General features: G+C 42.3%; 18 protein-coding genes, 1 pseudogene and 1 other annotated feature. Of the genes and pseudogenes, 16 read left to right on the top strand and 3 right to left on the bottom strand.

Annotated elements, in window-relative coordinates:
- Window positions 1-62 precede the first annotated feature (62 nt).
- The 11 genes and pseudogenes from L6I86_RS30760 to L6I86_RS30710 all read left to right on the top strand — a co-directional run bounded on the left by L6I86_RS30760 (window position 63) and on the right by L6I86_RS30710 (window position 16,105).
- A complete protein-coding gene (locus L6I86_RS30760; protein ID WP_236292389.1) occupies window positions 63-1,199 on the top strand; it encodes a sensor histidine kinase in 1,137 nt (378 codons plus the stop codon).
- On the top strand, window positions 1,196-1,795 hold the full coding sequence (locus L6I86_RS30755) for a response regulator transcription factor (RefSeq protein WP_056625596.1): 600 nt from the start codon (window positions 1,196-1,198) through the stop codon (window positions 1,793-1,795). The genes L6I86_RS30760 and L6I86_RS30755 overlap by 4 nt, the downstream gene beginning before the upstream one ends.
- 89 nt (window positions 1,796-1,884) lie before the next feature.
- Window positions 1,885-2,151: a binding site (T-box leader), on the top strand.
- Between the two features lie 56 nt (window positions 2,152-2,207).
- A pseudogene (gene metG / locus L6I86_RS30750) lies at window positions 2,208-3,509 on the top strand (methionine--tRNA ligase); the annotation flags it as partial.
- Between the two features lie 311 nt (window positions 3,510-3,820).
- Entirely contained in the window at window positions 3,821-5,116 is a 1,296-nt protein-coding gene (locus L6I86_RS30745; protein WP_236292388.1) for an ABC transporter substrate-binding protein, read from the top strand.
- Between the two features lie 23 nt (window positions 5,117-5,139).
- The gene (locus L6I86_RS30740) at window positions 5,140-6,939 is read left to right on the top strand and encodes a sensor histidine kinase (protein WP_236292387.1); all 1,800 of its coding nucleotides are present in this window, start codon (window positions 5,140-5,142) and stop codon (window positions 6,937-6,939) included.
- Window positions 6,940-6,953: 14 nt separating this feature from the next.
- Complete coding sequence (locus L6I86_RS30735) at window positions 6,954-8,483, top strand: response regulator (RefSeq protein WP_236292386.1); 1,530 nt, start codon at window positions 6,954-6,956, stop codon at window positions 8,481-8,483.
- A gap of 252 nt (window positions 8,484-8,735) precedes the next feature.
- The gene (locus tag L6I86_RS30730; protein ID WP_236292385.1) at window positions 8,736-11,444 is read left to right on the top strand and encodes a beta-galactosidase; all 2,709 of its coding nucleotides are present in this window, start codon (window positions 8,736-8,738) and stop codon (window positions 11,442-11,444) included.
- A 123-nt stretch (window positions 11,445-11,567) separates the two neighbouring features.
- The gene (locus L6I86_RS30725; RefSeq protein WP_236292499.1) at window positions 11,568-12,437 is read left to right on the top strand and encodes an ABC transporter permease; all 870 of its coding nucleotides are present in this window, start codon (window positions 11,568-11,570) and stop codon (window positions 12,435-12,437) included.
- 43 nt (window positions 12,438-12,480) lie between these two features.
- Entirely contained in the window at window positions 12,481-13,389 is a 909-nt protein-coding gene (locus tag L6I86_RS30720; protein WP_236292383.1) for a carbohydrate ABC transporter permease, read from the top strand.
- Window positions 13,390-13,428: 39 nt separating this feature from the next.
- A complete protein-coding gene (locus L6I86_RS30715) occupies window positions 13,429-15,006 on the top strand; it encodes an ABC transporter substrate-binding protein (RefSeq protein WP_236292381.1) in 1,578 nt (525 codons plus the stop codon).
- 82 nt (window positions 15,007-15,088) lie between these two features.
- The gene (locus tag L6I86_RS30710) at window positions 15,089-16,105 is read left to right on the top strand and encodes a LacI family DNA-binding transcriptional regulator (protein ID WP_236292498.1); all 1,017 of its coding nucleotides are present in this window, start codon (window positions 15,089-15,091) and stop codon (window positions 16,103-16,105) included.
- Window positions 16,106-16,317: 212 nt separating this feature from the next.
- Here the strand turns inward: L6I86_RS30710 and L6I86_RS30705 are convergent, their stop codons facing one another.
- Window positions 16,318-16,485 (bottom strand): hypothetical protein, encoded by a 168-nt coding sequence (locus tag L6I86_RS30705; RefSeq protein ID WP_236292380.1) that lies wholly within the window; start codon window positions 16,483-16,485, stop codon window positions 16,318-16,320.
- 546 nt (window positions 16,486-17,031) lie between these two features.
- Complete coding sequence (locus tag L6I86_RS30700) at window positions 17,032-17,424, bottom strand: hypothetical protein (RefSeq protein WP_236292379.1); 393 nt, start codon at window positions 17,422-17,424, stop codon at window positions 17,032-17,034.
- On the opposite strand from L6I86_RS30700, the gene L6I86_RS30695 reads away from it, so the two are divergent.
- The 5 genes from L6I86_RS30695 (at window position 17,423) to L6I86_RS30675 (ending at window position 21,144) form a co-directional block, all read left to right on the top strand.
- Window positions 17,423-17,881 (top strand): hypothetical protein, encoded by a 459-nt coding sequence (locus L6I86_RS30695; protein WP_236292378.1) that lies wholly within the window; start codon window positions 17,423-17,425, stop codon window positions 17,879-17,881. The two genes, L6I86_RS30700 and L6I86_RS30695, sit on opposite strands and share 2 nt — an antisense overlap.
- Window positions 17,882-18,142: 261 nt before the next feature.
- On the top strand, window positions 18,143-18,613 hold the full coding sequence (locus tag L6I86_RS30690; protein ID WP_236292377.1) for a spore coat protein: 471 nt from the start codon (window positions 18,143-18,145) through the stop codon (window positions 18,611-18,613).
- Between the two features lie 155 nt (window positions 18,614-18,768).
- A complete protein-coding gene (locus tag L6I86_RS30685) occupies window positions 18,769-20,133 on the top strand; it encodes an arsenic transporter (protein ID WP_236292376.1) in 1,365 nt (454 codons plus the stop codon).
- Between the two features lie 15 nt (window positions 20,134-20,148).
- Window positions 20,149-20,817, top strand: a complete 669-nt coding sequence (locus L6I86_RS30680) for a KOW domain-containing RNA-binding protein (protein WP_236292374.1) — start codon at window positions 20,149-20,151, stop codon at window positions 20,815-20,817.
- Between the two features lie 24 nt (window positions 20,818-20,841).
- Entirely contained in the window at window positions 20,842-21,144 is a 303-nt protein-coding gene (locus L6I86_RS30675) for a hypothetical protein (RefSeq protein WP_236292372.1), read from the top strand.
- A gap of 437 nt (window positions 21,145-21,581) precedes the next feature.
- On the opposite strand, the gene L6I86_RS30670 is transcribed toward L6I86_RS30675, so the two are convergent.
- Window positions 21,582-21,808, bottom strand: a 227-nt coding sequence (locus L6I86_RS30670; RefSeq protein WP_236292370.1) for a hypothetical protein, incomplete at its 5' end; no start/stop codon positions are given.

Below are 21,808 nucleotides of genomic sequence, written 5' to 3'. Positions count from 1 at the left end.
CGATTCATGTTATACTAGAATATAATTAAAACTATGTTGGAGAAAAAGAGGCTAAACGGACTATGCAAAAGTGGTATCAAATTTTTCACAAAAACACCGGTATTAGTCCGTATGTGTGGGTTGTCTTTTATATCCTTCCTTTTTATTTTATATTTCGTTCTTCGACCACCTACCACATTGTGTTAGGCACCATCATGATCATGGTTTTCTTTAGTTGCTACGTGCTGTCTTTCGTATCTAAAGGATGGATTGTGTACTTTTGGACTAGCGTACAAATGATTATTTCGATTATTATGGGGATCGCCTTCAGCTATGTGTATTTTTCTCTGTTCTTAGCATTTTTTATTGGTACCATGAAAAGTCGAGCAGGCTTTATTACGTTGTATTGCATTCATCTAGTTACCACGATTGTAACGATTAACTATGGATTGGTATCCCAAAACCCTGTGTATTTTACCCAATTACCCTTTATCATCATTTGTGTAATAGCCGTAATTCTCATCCCTGTCACGACGTTCAACCGGAATAGGAGTGAAAAACTCCAGGGACAACTAGAGGATGCAAATAAGCGGATTTCCGAGCTGGTAAAGTTAGAAGAGCGCCAAAGAATCGCCCGCGACTTACACGATACACTTGGTCAGAAGCTCTCATTAATTGGTTTGAAGAGTGATTTGGCAGGGAAATTAATTAGCAAAAATCCAGCGCAAGCACAAATCGAAATCAATGATGTTCGTCAGACAGCTCGAATTGCGTTAAAGGAAGTTCGGGAAATCGTAACGCAAATGCGTGGAACGAGACTCGTGGAAGAGATGTTTCGAATCAAACAGATTTTGAAAGCTGCTGAGATCGACCTCATTGTGGAGGGAGATCCGAAGTTAACCAACACTTCCTTGATCAATGAAAACGTGTTGAGTATGTGTTTGAAGGAATCGATTACGAATATTATCAAACATAGCAGTGCTACTTCGTGTTCAATCTCCATTGAGCCATCACCAAGCGATCTCGTTATCAAGGTTGGGGATAATGGGATCGGTATGACGAAAGAGTGTATTGTTTTACTTGGGAATGGATTACGAGGCATGAAAGAGCGACTTGAGTTTGTAAACGGTTGTATGGAAATTGTCTCAGACCAAGGAACAATGATCGTAATCAAAGTGCCGAATGCTATCATACCACCAGAAAGGGAGGTGCGGATATGATCCGAATTGTGATTGCCGAGGACCAGCGAATGCTGCTTGGCGCACTTGCTTCCTTACTAGATTTGGAAGAGGATATGCAGGTCGTTGGTAAAGCAAGCAATGGCGAGGATGCTGTAAAACTGGTTAAACTGCATAAGCCAGATATTTGTGTCATGGATATTGAGATGCCAATCATGAACGGTTTAGATGCGGCGGAAGAACTAAAGGGATTGGGTTGCAAAGTCATTATATTGACTACGTTTGCCCGTTACGGGTATTTTGAAAGGGCCGTGAAGGCAGGTGCCAACGGGTATTTGTTGAAAGATAGCCCAAGCGAGGAATTGGCTACCTCCATTCGGAGCGTGATGGCTGGCAGACGCATCTATGCCTCAGAGCTGGTAGATGAAACTTATAATGAAGAGAATCCTTTGACCGAGCGGGAAAAGGAAGTGTTGAACTTGATCGCCGACGGTAAAAATACGAAGGAAATCGCTGATCACATGTATATAACAAGAGGTACTGTACGGAACTATATTTCCGTTATTCTCGATAAGCTCAATGTCAGTAACCGAATTGAGGCTATTATGCGTTTCAAAGAGAAGGGATGGTTTAAATAACCCTCCGAGAAAAGTATAATCTTTTTATAATTGAATATTAGTTTGATTTCTGAAAATATATATTTATAATTGGTTATATAAGGAATATGAATAAGGCAACGACGAGAAAGAGTAGTTGGACCCCTTTCTTTTAACAGAGAGCTCCGGTAGGTGAAAAGGAGTAAAGAAACGTCTGACGAACATGGTCTCAGAGCTGTGCATCGAACCCCCAGAGAGGTAGTAGGCCGCACCGGGCGCACCCGTTAACGTGCCAGGGTATAATCACCTTATGCGGTGACGTACTTGTAGAGGCCGGTCTCCGTGAGGGATCGGTAAATTTAGGTGGAAACACGTGAGCGACAGCTTTCGTCCTTTTTGAGGACGAGGGCTTTTTTTGTTTTCAAGAATTTGTAAACTAGGGAGGAAATTGAGGATGAGCATATTTATTGGAGGTGCATGGCCTTATGCAAACGGATCACTTCACTTAGGACGGGTAGCGAGTTTACTTCCAGGTGACGTGATTGCGCGGTATTTTCGGCTAAAAGGAGAAGAAGTACTTTATGTATCAGGAAGTGATTGTCATGGAACACCTATTTCAATTCAAGCTAACAAAGAGGGGGTTTCCCCTAAAGTAATTACAGACAGATATCATAATGAGTTTGTGGATTGTTTCCATAAAATGGGGTTTTCCTACGACCTATATACGCGAACGGATCATCCGTTTCACCACGAAGTTGTGCAAGAGATTTTTAATCAACTACTGGATCATGGTGTACTTTATAAAAAAGCAGTTGAACAAACGTACTGTAACGATTGCGATCGTTTTCTGCCAGACCGTTATGTAGAAGGGAACTGTCCTCATTGTGATAGTGCAGCTAGAGGTGATCAATGTGATGTCTGTTCCGCATTATTGGATCCGTTGGAACTGCATAATCGTTCATGTAAGTTATGCAACGGAAGTCCATTGTCAAGGTTGTCCGATCATTACTTCCTGTCACTTTTGAAATTTCAGAATAAGCTAGAAAATTTTGTGGATCAAGCGGATGGGTGGAGGGAAAACGCCATTGGACTTTCCAGACGTTATTTAAGAGAAGGGCTGCAGGATCGAGCTGCTACTCGGGATTTGGATTGGGGGTAGATGTTCCCCTAGAAGGTTTTGATGGGAAAAAAATTTATGTGTGGGTAGAGGCGGTAAGTGGGTATCTGTCTGCCAGTAAGCAGTGGGCCAATCAGCGCGGAGAATCGTGGGAAAAGTATTGGTCCAAGGACGGTGTAAAAGCCTACTATATTCATGGGAAAGATAATATCCCGTTTCATACATTAGTATGGCCAGCAATTCTGCTTGGTTTGAAGAATTTACACCTGCCAGATCATATTGTATCCATCGAATTTCTCACCCTAGAAGGAAGAAAATTTTCAACAAGTCGAAACTGGGCTGTTTGGGTTCCCTATCTATTAGAGAGGTATGAGGCGGATTCAATCCGTTATTTCCTTATTGCCAATGGTCCAGAAAATCGAGATACGGATTTCTCTTGGAGAGAATTTATTTATAGCCATAATGGGGAATAAAAAAATCCCTCAAAGTGTGATCGATACGAATATCAAAGAACAAATGGAAGACCTGTATATTCAATGTGGTGACCTTGTTGAGAAAGGAAAGTTAAAAGAAGCGCTGGAGAGCGTGTTTACGTTCATTCGTAGCTGTAATAAATATTTTGATGAAGAAAAACCTTGGAATCCTTCCTTTCTCCTGAAGAGGAGGTACAACGACTTAAGGGCACTGACTCTAGAGGGTGAACGTTTTACTGATATCAGTAACATTTCAATTTGCAAAGATAGCGCCAGCCAGTTGCCAATGTAGATTGTACAAAGGGTTGGTGCTTTTCTGAAACACTTTACAAAGAGACTAGTATGGTATAGAGGAAATTCATGCCTTCATGCGAAATATTAATAGATCCTATTTACTTATTTGTGGAACTATAGATCAGAAATTAAACGTATCATTCGAATACTTATGTAAACGCTATCAAAAGAAAGAGTGGTTGGATGAAATCTCGGATCATATCCCTTGGCATTTCGGTATTAATGGTGTTAACAGCATGCCAGTCACAGAACGTAACCAAGGTTCCCAGGAGCCAGCCAGAAGTACAAACATTGTCATGGGTCCACCATTTTGATGAGGAGGGGGCACGGAAATGGCTAGAAATAGGGACGCAGCTATACAGTAAGCAGCATCCTTCGTACACATTCGCACTTACAGGCGTTGATGGAGGCAACTATTTGAGTTTGCTGCGTACTTGGGCGATTTCAGGTAATATGCCGGATATGTACATGATTGATAATTTGGATACGGCTTTTGATTTTATTCGTTCAGGCTATGCGATGGATTTAAGCAATCAACCGAGTCTAGCTAATATTGATGAACGATACCTAAATGGCGTGAAGTCAGCCGATGGGCGCATATGGGCGCTGCCGATTGATGTGAATGGTGTTGGTGTGATTTACAATAAAGATGCATTTGCCAAGGCTGATATTAAAGAGCCGCCAAAAACATGGCAACAATTTATCGAAGCCTGTGAAGCTCTGCAAAAGGTAGGGATTGTCCCGATCGCTGCAGGTTATAAGGATGCTTGGACGATTAGTTGGGATCTCGCGGCGGATTTATTAGTAAATCAATATGTGGTCAATCCCACTTGGATTGCGGATATTGAAGCAGGAAAAACAACATTTAAGGACAATCAAATCCAGTTCAAAGAAATTTTGGGGCGATTCGGTGAGCGTCTGAAATATGTCAACCATAAACCATTTGAAACAGATTGGAATCAGGCGCAAATGCTCCTTGCAGAAGGGAAAGCAGGGATGATCATCAACGGTACTTGGACTATTGATGGGGTAAAATCCAAAAATCCAGCGAGCAATTTGGGTTTATTCGCATTCCCGTATTCGACAGATCCGCAAAAGGCTATTTTCGGTTTGAAATCGACAGGCGGTATCGTCGTGAATCCTAAATCACCCCATAAGGATGCGGCCTTACAAGCCTTGGACCTGTTTGCTACGCAACAGTTGGGCAACATTTTCCAGACGAATAAGAAAGCGCTATCTGTTATTAAAGGGTTACCGAAAGATTTTGATCCGACCTATATCGAATTAGATTCCACCTATATACAAAGGGGTAAAACGTATGATTGGTCCAGCCTTTATATTGATTTTGTGAACCAAGATCTGCAAAAGATATTCATTAATGCCATAACGAAATTCATTATTGACCCCTCACACAATGTGGATACATGCATTCAAGAGCTTGATCAAGCTTTTAAACAACAACGTCGAGCGTCCAAATGAGCGTGGGTAAGGAGTATAGATGAATGAGAGCTCTTCAGCCGCTATCTAATCGGATCAAAGATTTTCGAATTCGCACGAAGCTTTTTCTTTCCAATATGATTCTCATTCTATTCATCTCGACAACCGTTGGAGGGGTTGCGATTTATGCCTCAACCAAGTTTATTGAAGCCAATACAAAGGATCTGTCTATGCAGGTGATACACCAAGTATCGGACAATATCGAGAATAAAGCGAAAGAGGCGTTCACCTCCTCCGTTTACCTTCTCAGTGATACGAATATTCGGCAAATTGTGGCTGAACAAGGGGAAGTAGTAACGAGTGAGAGCTATCCAGCCTTCCGAAGTCGCATGGAATTTCTACTTGCGCAATATGGCAATGGTAATCCTTATCTGAATGCCATTATGATCCAAACGAGCACAGGGCAATTGTATTGGTGGGAAAATAAAAAGGGACTGGATCATACACTGAACCATGATGCCGTATCGAGTATGACATTGCGTGCACAGACGTATCTACAATCCCATCAGCTTAGTATGGGTTGGACACCTTCTTTACGTGAGCGAAATGAGGTATTTCTCATCAGAGATTTCGTGGATGTGAATCAGATTGATCGCAGCTTAGGAACGATTATTTATAGTCTTGATGCCAATTTTTTTCTTTCATTGGGCAGCGGAAGTTCCATTATTAAACAGAGTAATGTTGCCATCCTCAACCCTTTTAACGAATTGCTAGTAGGTGGCGGAAGTCCAGAAACAGACAAACTCATTCGAAATAGTATATCGAATGCACTTAGTGAAGGCGATGCGGCCATGGCTACCGTGGAATATGCAGGCGCGGACAGCCATTTATTCGTACAAGAACGAACCCCGACCTTGGGATGGCGTGTGCTTTGTTTTATTCCTATGTCTGTTTTGTTGTCGGGTACGCAAATCATCGTTTTTGTGATTGTCCTTGTATCTTTGTTGGCCGTACTGATCTCGACAGGCATTGCCGCCATACTTTCCAACTCAGCTACGCGAAATATCAAAATTTTAGAGCAGACGATGCGTCGCGTAGAAGACGGGAATTTTGATGTGCGCATTGTTCCACTGGGTAAAGATGAAATCGGTAGTTTATCACTCCGTTTTAATTTCATGTTAGCTCGGATCAACGAGCTTATTAATATCGTTTACAAGGAGCAAATCGCAAAGCAGCAAGCGGAATTCACGGTGTTGCGAAGTCAAATTAATCCTCATTTTCTCTATAACACCCTCGGAACGGTGAAATGGTATGCTCGTATGAACGAACAACCCGAGATTGAGCGAATGATTAGTTCCGTTATCGATTTATTGAAGTCTTCGGTACGGCGTGTTGGTGAATTTCATAGTTTAGAGCAAGAAATAACGCAGCTAAAGAACTATGTTTTTATCCAGAAAATTGGCTATGGGGAAGCTTTTCAAATGGAATATGTGGTAGATGAGCCCTTGTTAGCCTGTGAAGTCCCTTATTTTATCCTGCAGCCTTTGGTCGAGAATGCCATTCTACACGGAATTGAGATGTCGAAGGGAATAGGCAAAATCCAATTAAGCGCGAAGGTGGTTGATCGAGATTTACTGCTTACCGTAGAAGACAATGGGAAAGGCATGGATACCGTGCAAGTCGCGAATATCCTTCATATTGGCTCTCAGAAAGAATCGGTCCCTGGTGTTACAGGTATCGGCATTCCTAATGTGCATGAGCGAATTCAACTCTACTATGGGCCGCAATATGGGCTTAGCTATGAGAGTGAATTAGGATTAGGTACCAAAGCCATTGTGCGTATTCCTTATAAAATAAAACGTTAAGGAGGGGGCTTAGTATGCTGAACGCCATGATTGTTGAGGACAATGCAATCTATCGCTATGCGATTAAATCGATCATTCGTTGGGAAGATTATGGTTTTCATATCGTGAACGAAGCTTTAAATGGTGTACATGCTCTAGACATCCTGCAGCATCAGCATGTCGATTTAATTCTGACCGATATCTCGATGCCCGAAATGAATGGAATTGATTTGATTCAGAAGGTGAAACAGCAAGATGATTCGATTAAAATTGTCGCGCTAAGCTCCTTTGATGATTTTCGTTACGTGAAGGAGGCTCTAAAGCTGGGTGCTGAGGATTATTTGCTTAAGCATGATCTGGAACCAGAATCCTTGCAGCAATTACTCAGGCAAATGAAAACGAAAATTGAAGATGAGCTTCAGCTGAAGAGACAAGCAGCGATCCGAAATGAGAATTTGCAGGAAATGTGGCATTTACTAGGACGTAAGCTCATATTCGGTGAATTAAAGAAGGTTGATGAGATGGAGGATCAAGCAAGAGCGATACGATTCCCGATTCCTACCGGTCCGATTGCCATAATGCTATTCGAGGGTGAGTTTAACGCTAATTCCACGCGTGCCTTGCTATCCGAATTAGGGGAAGTCCTGATTCATATTCCGATTACAGATCATCGAACCGTCATTATGAGGCATTTCCCCAATGCGACTAGCGAACAAACATGTAGAGAAGAATTGTTGCGGCATGCTGCTGTTTTGATGGAAAATGCGGGTGAAGCTAGTACTTTAACTATAGGCATTAGTTCTACTGGGCATGATTTAATGGATTGGAGTACGTTGTATCGTCAAGCAGAAAAAGCCCTTGAACAATCGATCTATGATGGTGTCGGACAAGTATATTCCTATTGGGCTAAGTCTAGCGAAATTCAAGGCGTAGAGGTTTCGATGAAAGCTTACGCTTCTGCCATTCAAAGCGGTCAATTTGAAGCAGTAGACAAGCAAACGGAACTTTTCTTTGACTTACTTTTGACAAGAAGGCTATCGTTAGAGGAGTTGAAAGTCGTCATCCATGAAGCCACGATATTAACAAAAGCTGCTGCGATCGGAAGAGGTAAGTTTTCTGCAAGTGCGGAGTCAACCTATCGGCAAATCAACCGTGCAATTGAAGCGTTCCCTACCATACAGCAACTGAAGCAATTATTCCAGACATGGCAAAAAGAATTAAATTATGAAGCAATGGGGAATACGCCGTTTCGTAAAGAAATTCAAGCCGCCATTGCGTATATTGAGGAGCACTATGCGGAGGATATCACCGTTAGCAAGTTGGCTGAAAGTCTTCACCTTAGTTCTAATTATGTATCCAATTTGTTTAAAAGTGAGACAGGGTTAAGATTTGTAGAATATTTGAATCGTTATCGAATTCGAAGGGCTAAGTTATTACTTCAGGATCCTAGCTGGAAGGTATATGAAGTCGCAGAAAAAACGGGCTTTCAAGAAGCTTCCTATTTCTGTAAAGTGTTCAAAGAGCTTGAAGGGAAAACAGTCAAAGAATTTAGGTGTGAGTCCTAAAATGATGTGAAAAGTATAAGAAATCAGTGAAATATGGAAGGCATGAAGTTGTGAATTGCAGTATAATTCACAACTTTTTGCTTTTTTATGATGTGGTGAACAGTGTTGTTTTCTTATGTATTTAGAAGTTTATTTGAATGTAAGCGCTTTATAATTTATCTATACTGACATTAGGGACAACATGAAACCTGCTTGGTGAATGAAACGGGTTTCATACAAGCGTAGAGAGCCCAACTGAGGGGAGGACCACGAGTGCAACAATCCATCAGCCACAATCAGATCATTCAATTATCGCCCGAGGCGATCCGCATAGATGGCAAATCAGAAGTTATCCTCTGCGCCTCTTTGTTTTATTTTCGACTCCCTCGCGGTGTTTGGCAAGAACGCTTACGTAAAGTGAAAGCCTGTGGTTATAACGCCATTGATGTGTATTTTCCATGGAATTATCATGAGACCCAGGAAGGGGTATGGGATTTCGCCGGAGAGAAAGATGTAGCGCAGTTCCTTCAAGAGGCTTCGGAAGCTGGCTTATGGGTCATCGCGAGGCCAGGTCCCTACATATGCTCCGAATGGGACGGAGGTGCATTGCCTGCTTATCTATTTGTCGAAGAAAACATGCGAATTCGGGATAATGATCCGCTTTTCTTAACCCATGTGGCAAGATGGTACGCACGAATCCTACCTATTCTTCAGCGATATGAACAAGGTCAGGGAGGTTCCATTATCGCTGTTCAATTGGAGAATGAGCTTGATTTCTATCCTTGTGAGGATCCAGAAGGATATATCTCAGCCTTAAGAGATCTAGCTATTGGGCATGGCATCAAGGTTCCCTTGATTGCATGTGCAGGCCAAGGTGGTCTGTTGCAAGCAACGGGGTTCGCAGAAGGCGTTGTGCCAACCTGCAACTTTTACCCGAATGATCGTGATCCGTCCTTTGAAGAGAGAGTTCACTACTATAGAGAAGAATTAGCACGCAGAGGTTATCCCTTGTTAGTAACCGAGACGAACCGCTCCCACTTTCTACTTCGCAGACTGTTATCGGCGGGAGCTAAATTGCTAGGTCCTTATTTGCAAGCATCAGGGACAAACTTTGGCTTTACGAATGCCGCCAACAATTGGGGAGATCCGCTTTCCTTCCTGACATCAGATTATGATTTTCATGGCATGATTACGCCTGAAGGGCATATCCGGGAAGAAGCGTACGAGGGCAGGTTGCTGCATCACGTGATTCAAACATATGGCGCTTCGTTAGCTGAGGCAACGCCTCTTGAGCTGAATCATCTAGCTTTGAAACAAGGCGGTGAGCTCGTATTCGAATTGAATGTCTCGGCGTTCGAGTGCCCAATTTTGCCACTCCGTGTCCCTTTACGAACATGGGGGATTGCTGGGGGCGGCCAGCTCGATTATGCAACGGCTGAATTGATGCAAGTGAAGCATCTAGCGCAGGAGCAGCGTACACTTTTCATTTTCCATACAGATAATGAAGGAGAAGTGCAATTTACCTTTGAGTCGGAAACTGAAGTAAAGAATACTGATATGATCGTTCATGATTCGCAATCAAAAGGAAGGGTAACTTTATCCTTTCAATCATCGGACGATGAAGCTAGAGCCACGATTCTCCTATCAGATGGGCATCTTCTTGAAATCATTGGAATGAGCCGATCTCGTGCGCTTCGTTTGGAAGGCATCGATGAGGATGGCAAGTTGCGAATTGAAACAGTTGCAGTGCAAGCAAGGGAAAGCAGGGAAGTGGAAATAACATGGCAGCTAAGTAAGGTTGACCAATTAGGCTCCTTTGCGGAGGAGATAAAATACCTTGGTGACGATGTCGATTATTTAGAAAGACACGGAATTTATCGTGGGTTCGCTTGGTATCAAGCACAATTGCCGCAGACTGATAACGACTATCAGGGTTTCATTCTACAACAAGCTAGTGATGTGGTTTCGCTTTACACGGGAGTAGGGTATATGGGCACGGTAACACCAGGCGGAACATCCCGCTATGTGCCGATCCCTGAAGCTATACACGTCGTGCCTGAGTTAACAGCTCGTGTGGAAATTTGGGGACATACCAATTTTCACGATACGACGCTTCCCGGTCTTCAATTGAACAGTCTGAAGGGACTTACCGGCATTATCGGCGTCACGTCGACAAGAGACATAAATCAAAATTGGCGATTTAAACTCATGCAAACCGATGAAATCAAAGACGAATATGCAGCTACGGGTGTGGATGACGGGCAATGGCCGGTCGTGAGTATAGGAGGCTGGTTATCAGCAGATTTACCTGCACATCATTGCTATCGCAAGCACGTTAAGCTGGCAGACAAAGCTAATCGTTGGATTCTTCATACGCCTGGTAACTTCACGGAAGCTTATGCCTATGTAAATGGACATGCACTAGGACAAGTGAATCCGCATGATCCTTTTCTTGATCTTACACCTTTCGTACATGCGGGAGAAACTGCGGTCATTACGCTATTTTTAGATAAAACCTACATCGCCTTGAGCGGACATATCACACTATATGAAGGGACGTCGGCGAGTGAGTGGACCGTAGCGGGCTGTCAGGAGCAAGGCTTATTGCAGCATGCTAAAGCCTCACGCATCAACGCGAAACCTGTCACAGAAGCGATAGCGATGAAGCCTGGTGCTGTCGCATGGCTCTATGGCGAGCTTGAAGACAGCAATCCTGGCTTAGGTTGGCGTGTATATACCAAAGGCCGAGATATGAAACTGTCCGTGTTCTTTAATGGAAATCTGGTGGGGCGTATATGGACGCAAGGCGGTGCGAATCGACCGATATTCCGTGGCGGGAGTGATGAATCCTTTTATTTGCCTGGGGCATGGTTCCATGAGCGGGAAGAGGGGAATGAACTTGCTATTTTGTTGGAGGCCGTAGGGTTAGAAACCGATGCCATATTGGAACCGTTACGTTTCGTACCCGTCTCCGATAGTTAATATGAAAGGAGCTAACGTATGAAAACTGCCATCACATCCAAGACCATAGATGTCGATTCACCTGTTGTCAGAAAGCGAACGACACCGCTACGAAGATTTTGGTCGCATCGCACCTTATTGCTCATGTGTGTACCCGCTATTCTCTTTTTCCTAGTCATGTCATACCTGCCAATGCCTGGGCTCTATCTTGCATTTATCAACTATAACTACTCGGCTGGTATCTTCGGCAGTGACTTCGTTGGGTTCGATAACTTCAAATTTCTAGTGACTTCAGGCGCATTATGGAAGCTAACTTCCAATACCATTCTCTATAATCTTGCATTTATCGTATTTGGCAATATTCTGCAGATCAGTATTGCTATTCTACTGAATGAGCTTCGTAAAAAGTGGTTTAAGAAAGTCTCGCAATCGCTGATGTTTCTGCCTTATTTTATCTCATTCGTGCTTGTTGGACTCATCGCTTATAACATTCTCAGCTATGATTTCGGTTTGCTGAATGGCATTCTAAAATCGATCGGATGGGATCCTGTCAAAACATATTCGAACCCAAGTATTTGGCCATTTATCATTGTCATCACGTATTTGTGGCAGTCTACAGGATATGGCTCTATTGTGTATTTCGCCGCCATTATGGGCTTAGACTCCGAGATCGTGGAAGCGTCAGAAATCGACGGCGCCAATGCCTTGCAGCGGATTCGTTATATTGTGCTCCCATGGCTGAAGCCAACTTTCATTATTTTATTCCTATTTTCATTGGGGGGTATCCTCCGAGGCAATTTCGGCTTATTCTACAACTTAGTCGGAGCTAATAATACAGCATTATTCGATGCTACAGATATTATTGAGACGTTCGTGTTCCGTTCCTTAATGAACAATTTTAACTTCTCCTTAGGAAGCGCTGTCAGCTTATATCAGTCTGTTTTTGGATTCTTCATCGTCATTACCGCAAACTGGCTTGTGAAAAAGGCTTCACCTGATAACACCTTATTCTAAAAAAATGCTTATTCAAATGATGAATAGCTGAGGAGGACATCCTATGGAGCAAGTCATCGCTCGCCAGAGGGGGACGGATTTTTCGTCCGTGGCTATACGACTATTCGGCTACATCTTTATAGCTATATTTGCACTATGTTGCCTAATTCCATTTCTTGTCGTATTCGGTACTTCGTTCACCTCAGAGAAATCCATTACGTTGCATGGTTATAATTTATGGCCCAAAGAATTCAGTAGCTTTGCTTATAAAATCGTGTTTGAGAACCCAGGCGTAATTCTTGGTTCCTACGGTGTGACGCTGGGAATTACGATCGTGGGCACAACTATTGGACTATTCGTCGTCGCGATGACGGGATATTCCTTGCAGCGTCCAGATTTTCCTTATCGGAACAGGATATCCTTTTTCATCTACTTCACAACGTTGTTTCATGGGGGAGTCGTCCCTTTCTACTTAATTATGACACAATGGCTGCACCTCAAAGATAATTACTTAGCTGTTCTGCTGCCAGGACTTATGAGCCCGTTTCTGATTATTATGATGAAAAGCTTCGTTACATCTATTCCTCATGCGATTACAGAGTCAGCCAAAATGGATGGTGCAGGCGATTTTAGAATCTTTACGAAGCTAATCTTGCCGATGACGACACCCGCTTTAGCTACAATCGGATTGTTTATAGCTCTGGGGTATTGGAATGAATGGTACAATGCCATGTTGTTCCTATCTCCCGATTTGAAATATCGACCGCTCCAATTGTTTCTCTATAATGTGGTCACTAGCGCCGACTTTATTAAGAATTCATCCGTTTCCTCCAATGTTCAGCCTAGAGATATGCCGCTCGAGTCCATGAAAATGGCCACAGCGGTTGTTGCAACTGGCCCCGTCATCCTGTTTTACCCATTGGTACAGAAATATTTCATCAAAGGTATCACCGTTGGTGCTGTTAAAGGCTAACGTTATGCATAAACAAAATGAGAATGGGGAGGCAATTCCATGTTCAAGAAAAAGAAAGCGCTTAGTATTGCACTCGCTGCGACGCTCGCAGTAAGCTTGACAGCTTGTACGTCATCTAACAGTACTTCTTCAGATTCCACAGCACCTGCAACAGCTGCTGGTGGTAAAATCGATACTTCTGAGTTTCAAACGATTTCTTATGTCATGTTGGGTGACAAGCCGAAGAATGGTCAGTTTGAGAAAGTCATGGAAAAGCTCAATGCCATTTTGAAACAAAAGGTCAATGCCAAACTGGAAATTAAATGGGTGGAGTGGGCCGATTGGCAAACAAAATATAATTTATTACTCGCATCTGGGGAGCCTGTTGATTTAATTACAGTGGCAACAGACTGGTTGGATACATGGCAAAATGCGCAAAAAGGCGCCTTCCAGCCACTAGATAAGCTTCTGCCCACTTATGCGCCGATCACGTGGAAGGAAGTACCGCCAGAGAACTGGGCCGAGACGAAATACAAGAATCAGATTATGCTAATCCCCGAAGATCACTATACGCAATGGGTAAATCACGGCTTTCAATATCGTGGTGATTGGGCCAAAGAATTCGGTATCACTTCACCGATCACGGATTGGAAAACGTTGGAGAAATACTTACAAGGTGTCAAGGATAAGAAGCCGGGCGTTGTTCCATGGGATACGAATGGTACTTCAGGAGGCAACATTGGCGGATATATCAATTCCTACACGGATGCGATTGAACTTCCGATAAATACAGGATTATTCGCATTAATTTACGGCAAATCTTTTAATGATAAGTACAAAGCATACAGCCCATTTCTTGATGACACGTTCGTTGATTTTGCTAAGATGATGAAAAGTTGGGGCGACAAGGGATTCTGGCGCGAGGATGTGTTGAACTATAAAGGCGATAACCGTGCAGAAATGGAAGCAGGTAAAACCTCTGTCGATCAGCATCATACGCAAACCTACCTTGGCGAGCGCATCAAAATGGATAAGCTGCAGCCAGGATCAGATCTGCAATTCTTCCCATTCTCGGCAACTAAAAATAACCTCGTATCGATGTCGATCACACATGGCGGTACATCCATTGGGGCGAAAAGTAAGCATCCAGAGCGCGCGCTGATGGTCTATGAGCTTATTCGTCAAGACCCTGAAATTTATCGTCTGATGAACTATGGTCTTGAAGGTGTGCAATATGTCGTGAAAGATGGCAAACGCTATCGTCCGGATGGGTACGATGTCCAAAGAGATGACTTCTACTCAAACTTCTGGGGTGGGCGTATCGACAAGAACGAAATCCCTAATGGCGAAGACTGGGCTGGGAAAGGCGCTTTGTATGCATCTTATGATAAGATCAAGAAAGCCTATCCTTACGGCCGATTTGTTTTCGATAAAGCCAGTGTCACGAATGAGTTAACCGCAATTACACAAGTCGTTGGATCAAAGGGACCTGCAATCCTCTACGGAAAAGCTGGCGACCCAGTGAAAGCAGTAGAAGATTTCCGCGCGAGTTTGAAAGCTGCTGGTTTTGACAAAGTCATGACGGAAGTCCAAAAGCAATTGGATGAATTCAAGAAAATGGTAGAAAGCACGAAATAAGTGACATTACACATCGAAGGTCTGTTTCAGAACAGGCCTTCGATCATTCGCTTTTCATTTTGACGTAACGGAGAGTGAGCTCCTGGAAACCATTACAGTCTACGATATTGCTAGAGAAGCGAATGTTTCCGTCGCGACGGTCTCCCGAGTTCTGAATGATACAGCACCTGTACGTGCATCCACTAGGCAGAAGATTATGGCTATTATTGAAAAACATAAATTTCAGCCCAATGCCTTAGCACGCAGTCTGGTCAATAAGAAGACCGGTATGATCGGCGTCTTGTTTCCGGATAGCAGCAATATGTTTTTCCCTGAGGTGTTTGGAGGGGCAGAGAGGGCTGCACAAAAGCTTGGTTACACCCTTTTTTTATGCAACACTTTTAGCGATTACAACAGAGAATCCGAGTATTTAAACTTACTATGTGAAAGGCAAGTGGATGGACTCATTCTCATGGGAGGCCGTATTAATTCACGACATTGTCCGCCATCTCTCGTACAGGAAGTGGTAGATATACAGAGGAAAATCCCGATTGTTTTGATAAATGGCACACTGCCAGGACATCCATGTCATCGTGTGAAAACAGACGAATACTTAGGCACTAAGCTGATTGTTCAGCATTTGATTGATCGTGGCCATCGTCAAATAGGTTTCTTAGGCGGAAGCGAAGTAACGACAACTACGGTGGAGAAGCTGCAAGCTTACCGGCGTACGTTAGAAGCGAATCAGCTCTCATATCGCAATGAATGGGTTCGCATGGGGAGTTTCTCCATGTCCTGCGGCCGACAATTGATGGAAGCATTTCTTACCATGTCCAATCGCCCTACAGCTATTTTATGTATTAATGATTATGTGGCCATAGGTGCTATGAAAACAGCCATATCACGCGGGTTGCGAATTCCTGAAGATATCGCGATTGCTGGGTTTGATGATACACAATTGTCTTCAGCGATGAATCCAGAACTTACGTCGGTTTCGCAGCAAAGTGAACAGCTGGGCATGCAGGCGATGTTGATTTTATCCAAATTGATTCAGAAAGAAAAGGTGACGAAACTTACGGTCTTAGCGCCTAATCTCATCATTAGGCAGAGTACACAATGATAAAAAAGGCCCCTTCTGACGGGTTTACTTTGACTCACATATCTAAATCGGAGCGATGAACAGGTTCGTTTTTCTGGGAACTGAGACCGCTCCTGCCACTCATTAGAGTAGCTTTTCACTTAAGAATCTACCGAAATATTCGGTAGATTCTTTGCGTTTACAGGCAGTAACAATCCTAGGAGGATTTACTAGATATTTTAGATTAAACGTTGTTATTCTTCTTTCTTGAAAGACGCGCCTTCAAAAGCGTTCTGGACGCTATCCATGTTAAGCTCTGGGAATATATCAATTGTTAACGACTTTTCAATTAGCTCTGTCGGAGGCTTTAATGTTACATACAATCCTACTCCAGAAAGAATAAGTAGGCAGACTATAAACATAAGGATTCCTCCTGTTCGTTGAAGTGTGACAATCTATTTCACAAGTATTACCCGATAAATGTCATGAATCGTTATTTATACTGCATGTATATGTCACGTGTTCGCGAACGCTCTAGGGTATAGCCCGTATTTCTTCTTTATTGCCATTTTAATTCTTTAAACGTATCAAAATGTGCTCTTTCACTAGAACAGGCTATTTTATAGGTTCATACACTGATATTGCAAATACCCACATAGTTAAATGTTCCCTAGTAGCAAATGTCTAGATTTCTGAGAGGAGGGTTCAGTCATTATGAAACGTTCGAAAATATTTTATAATCCTAGTGCATTTAAGATGAAAACTTTTCGCATAGTTAAAGTTGCTGCTAAACTTAGTTTGTACAAAGTAAAGGACAAACCTGACAATTCTCAATCTTTAGCAAGTGGTATAGAGGATCTTTGCTTAGTATGTAAAAGAAAAGAGCCCTGCAAATGTCCGATAAGAAAGAAAAAAAAGAGAAAATTGATATGTCATAAGCGCAAAAAAAGTAATAGGTGTAAAAAGCATCACTGTAAGTTATGCCCTAGGGGACCAGCAGGACCAGCGGGACCAGCAGGACCAGCAGGACCAGCGGGACCAGCAGGACCAGCGGGACCAGCGGGACCAGCAGGACCAGCAGGACCAGCGGGACCAGCAGGACCAGCAGGACCAGTAGGACCTGAAGGACCGAAAGGGCCAAAAGGACCCGAAGGACCCAAAGGACCCAAAGGGCCAGAAGGACCCAAAGGTCCAGAAGGACCAAAAGGGCCAGAAGGACCCAAAGGGCCAGAAGGACCTCCAGGACCGCCTAAGCCACCGGGACCCCCAGGGCCACCGAAACCTAAACCCCCAGGGCCACCTAAACAGGAAGTTAGGTCTAATAACGAGGAATGCAAATGCTGCCATAGTGAAGATGCCATGCAAAATCTCCTTAGTCAGCTAAAAGACAAAAAGTTGAAAGAAATACACACATTAGACTATTCAAATGGAAAATATTCGAATGCGAAAATTATTTCCGCCGAAAATTCACTGTTAAATTTTACGAGTAACGGGGTTGAGCGCTTCATACCTATGCATCTTATTGCCGGCTTAGAGATATGGGGGGAAGATTTCGACAGTAAGTTGATTACTGATAAAGAAAACTCTGACAATAACGACAAAGATAATAACGAAGGCTCATCAATGAGGAACTTGTTTAATCCATTAGTCGGCAAAGCGAAAGTTGATTTCAACACGTTAGCTGAGCAGTTAAACGATGTATCTAATGCCGAAGTTATCGGACTTACTGACGGTATTGTCGTAATGTCCACGCGAGATACTGTGTATGTTGTTGCCTTAAGTTGTATTTCCGATGTATCCAATATAAAACGAATGTAATAGCAGGAGCAGTTGGACGCCCCTTCAGTCATTCATGAGAAACGTTTATCTAAACAGATAAACGTTTTTCTGATGATCGGAGGGGTTTGTGTATATATCCACGTACAAATACCCTCTAGTGATAAATGTGGAGTTTTTAAGAGACGGGGCATTCGTTTAGTACAAACCTTTGCCACGTGAGTATATATAAATCATGTAACAACAACCAACCACTACCTGAAGGGGGAAATGATTATTATGGCATTCGATTATTCTTTGCTAATGGGTAAGCAAGTAAGACTGGATCGCGGGGGTCCTGAATCTCGTCAAGGCGAGATTGTAGCAGTGGGATTCGATTATGTAGGGATCTACAATGAGAAGGATGGACTTATTTACTACAACACAAGTCATTTAAAGAGTATGACAGTAAATACGAAAGACACAATGGAGTACTTGCTAACTGCACAGCCGAATGCAACTCCGTTGAAAATTATGGAAGCTGACAATTTTATTGGTTTATTGAAAGGGATGAAAAATCTTTGGTGTCAAGTTAACCGTGGTGGCCATGAGAGTGTTCAGGGCGTTTTAGCCGATGCCAATGATGATTATATTACAATGGTTGTGAACCATGAATTAGTCACTATTTTTAACTTTCATATTAAAAGTATGTCTTATGGAGTTAAAAAAGAAAATCAAGAGGAAAAGAAAGAACAAAAGCAAGAACAAAAGCAAGATAGCAACGAAAAAAAATAATCCATCTCTGAATCTTAACGTAGGTGGGAGGAGGGAGAATATGCAGATGATTGTTATCGATGCTGGATCGACATTATCTAAAATTCTCACCCTCCCTCTCATTGTACGGAGACTTGGACCATCATCAGCCAACCCGCCGTGTGAGGTGCAAGATCATGTTTGATATAACAACTGCGGTAATCTCCATTGTTTTCATTACCGTTACGTTGTTGATAATTTGGAGGCCATTCGGTATTAATGAATCTATTCCAACAACCCTAGGAGCTTTAATCTTCCTGGCATTAGGAATTGTGCCACTTTCAGGTGTGTTCCATATAGCCTCCATTGTTAGTGGGGCAAGCATAACCATCATATCAACAATTGTAATGTCTATCGTATTAGAAAGCATTGGGATTTTTAGGTGGGCAGCTACTAATTTGGCTGTTCGGGCAAAGGGGTCCGGTCGAACACTCTTCTGGTACATTAATATATTATGCTTTTTAATGACGATGTTTTTTAATAATGACGGAAGTATTCTAATAACAACCCCAATTATCATCCAAACCTTATCTATACTGAACTTAAAAACTAGGCAAAAAATTCCTTACCTCATATCGGGCGCTTTAGTTGCTACTGGTGCAAGCGCACCGATCGGCGTTAGTAATCTAGCAAATCTGATTGCGTTAAAAACAGTCGGCTTAGATCTAAACACATATACATCTATGATGTTTGTACCCGCTATGACAGGGATTATTACGATTACGATTCTGCTGTTTGTATATTTCAAGCGTGAAATACCCGTAAAAATAATGACCTTGCAGTCTCATTCAATAAGCACCATTGTACACAACAATTACTCAACGTTTCATCCCCTCCAAGTAGATCCGCAAGACAAAGGATATATGGATTGGGGGCTGTTTCGGATTTGCATCCTAGTTGTTATTTTGATCCGATGCAGCTTTTTCTTGCTGACTCCACTTGGGGTAGCAACAGAATGGCCCGCAATTATTGGAGCAATTGTTCTAATTGCCGTGCGATGGATTCGCAAAGGAATAGGGCCAAAGGATATTCTAGTAAAAACTCCTTGGCACATTCTAATATTCGCTTTCAGCATTTACGTCATCATTTACGGACTTCATACTTCAGGACTGACTGATTTTCTCGTACATTGGCTTGGTGGAGCGGTTGCCCACAATCATTTTAATGCCATCTTTGTAATGGGCATTCTGCTGACTGCCATGTCTAATTTATTTAATAACCTTCCTTCTATTATGATTGGAACCTTATCTTTGCAAAATATGGGGTTGGATACTTTTACCATGCATACCGCTTATTTAGCAACAGTCATTGGTGCAGATATTGGTTCATTATTGTTACCGATGGGTACTCTTGCTTCATTGATATGGATGCATTTACTGAGAAAACATCATATAAGACTTACTTGGAGTCAATATATTAAAGTGACGATTATGATCATACCTATCGGTCTTCTTATAAGTCTCCTGTGTTTATACGTATGGACGGGCTGGTTATTTAAGTGAGAGGAGGCAACATAGATGGACCTTTTTCAGAAGAAGCTAGGAGCGGTTTTTGATGTTGAATTGCTTGGTGATAAGTGGCATACTGGCATTTTGGTTGATGCGGGGCAAGATATCCTAGTTTTATATAACGGTGAACGTTATATATATATTCCTTCTTTTCATATTTTAAACGTCAGTTTAAATACCAAAAAAAGTTCAACGGACTTCTCCGCTCTTACTGAAAAGCCAATTAATAGCGATAAAATTTCGTATAGAAAAATACTAATGAATTCCAAAGGGGTATTTACAGAAATTTTTGTTTCAGGCTATCAGCCTATACATGGTTACATTACCCATATCATGACGAATTACTTTGAATTTTATTCCCCTGTTTACAAAACAATGTTTATACCGTTAAACCATTTGAAGTGGCTTGTTCCATATAGTGATTACCAAACACCTTACCTGCTGGATAAAAAGTTTTTTCCTGTAAATCCTTCGGATTTGCCATTATCTCGCTCATTCGAGGAGCAACTGAAAAAGTTGGAAGGTAAACTCGTTGTTTTTGACTTGGGGAGGAGCCCCAATAAGATAGGATTACTAAAAGAAATAGAAAACAATGTTGTCCACATGATTACAGCGGAAGGCAGGACCTTTTATACAAATATTCAGCATATTAAAAGCGTCCATTCACCGACCATGTAAGTATAAAATTAGGAGGTAATGCGTATGCCTGGAGGAAAAGGTCCTGGTAAACACGGTCATGAGCATGGTGAACACAAGAATGAGAACAGCAAAAAAGAACAAGAAGTAAAAGAAACCAAAGGAACAGAACAGAAAGAAGAAAAAGGTAAGCATGCAGCAAAAGGCCAAGAGTCTAAAGAAGAAAAGGGCAAAGGTAAAGAAGCTAAAGAGGGCAAAGGCAAGGAAGGCAAGGAAGGCAAAGAGGGTAAAGAGGGTAAAGAGGGCAAAGGCAAAGAGGAAAAAGGTAAAGAAGGTAAAGAAGGTAAAGAAGGTAAAGGTAAAAAGTAGGAGAAACTACAGATTCTTGGTTAATATAGGTAAAAATCGTTATAAGCAAGTTGGAATTAGTAAACAATAAAACCATAAGATTCCCAGGAAGGGAGCTCCTATGGTTTTTTTATTGGTTAGTCTCGTTCTATTTATAACATTATTTGGCTTGGTTTCGTTACATAGACAGCAGGGAATATGAGAATACAGCATCGAAAAAGGAAAAATATGTTGGTGAAATCATGCCTGTTTATTACTTCCGATGCCAAGTATTATGTATAGAAGCGGTTGGGCCTTTTTAACTTGCCGTTAAAGATTGTACGGAGAACCGTACCATAAGTAACGGCAAGTTAACGAGTAATTATAACCTTGTAACGGTTAACCACAATCAGCTGTGATGAAGCTTGAGATGGTTATGAACAGGCAATTTGATTGCCTGCATTTAACATATTTTTAATCTACTTTTTACCGGAACCTTTGTCAGTCCCACCTGTACCACCAGTGCCTTTCCCAGTCCCGCCAGTTCCACCAGTACCTTTACCAGTACCCTTACCAGTACCCTTACCAGTACCTTTGCCAGTGCCTTTACCAGTACCTTTGCCAGTGCCTTTACCAGTACCTTTGCCAGTGCCTTTACCAGTACCTTTACCAGTACCTCCAGTACCTTTACCAGTACCTCCAGTAC

The organism is Paenibacillus allorhizoplanae (assembly GCF_927798215.1).
Lineage (GTDB): Bacteria > Bacillota > Bacilli > Paenibacillales > NBRC-103111 > Paenibacillus_E > Paenibacillus_E allorhizoplanae.
Note: the sequence above shows the minus strand (reverse complement) of the source record. Positions and strands in the feature narration are given on the sequence as shown.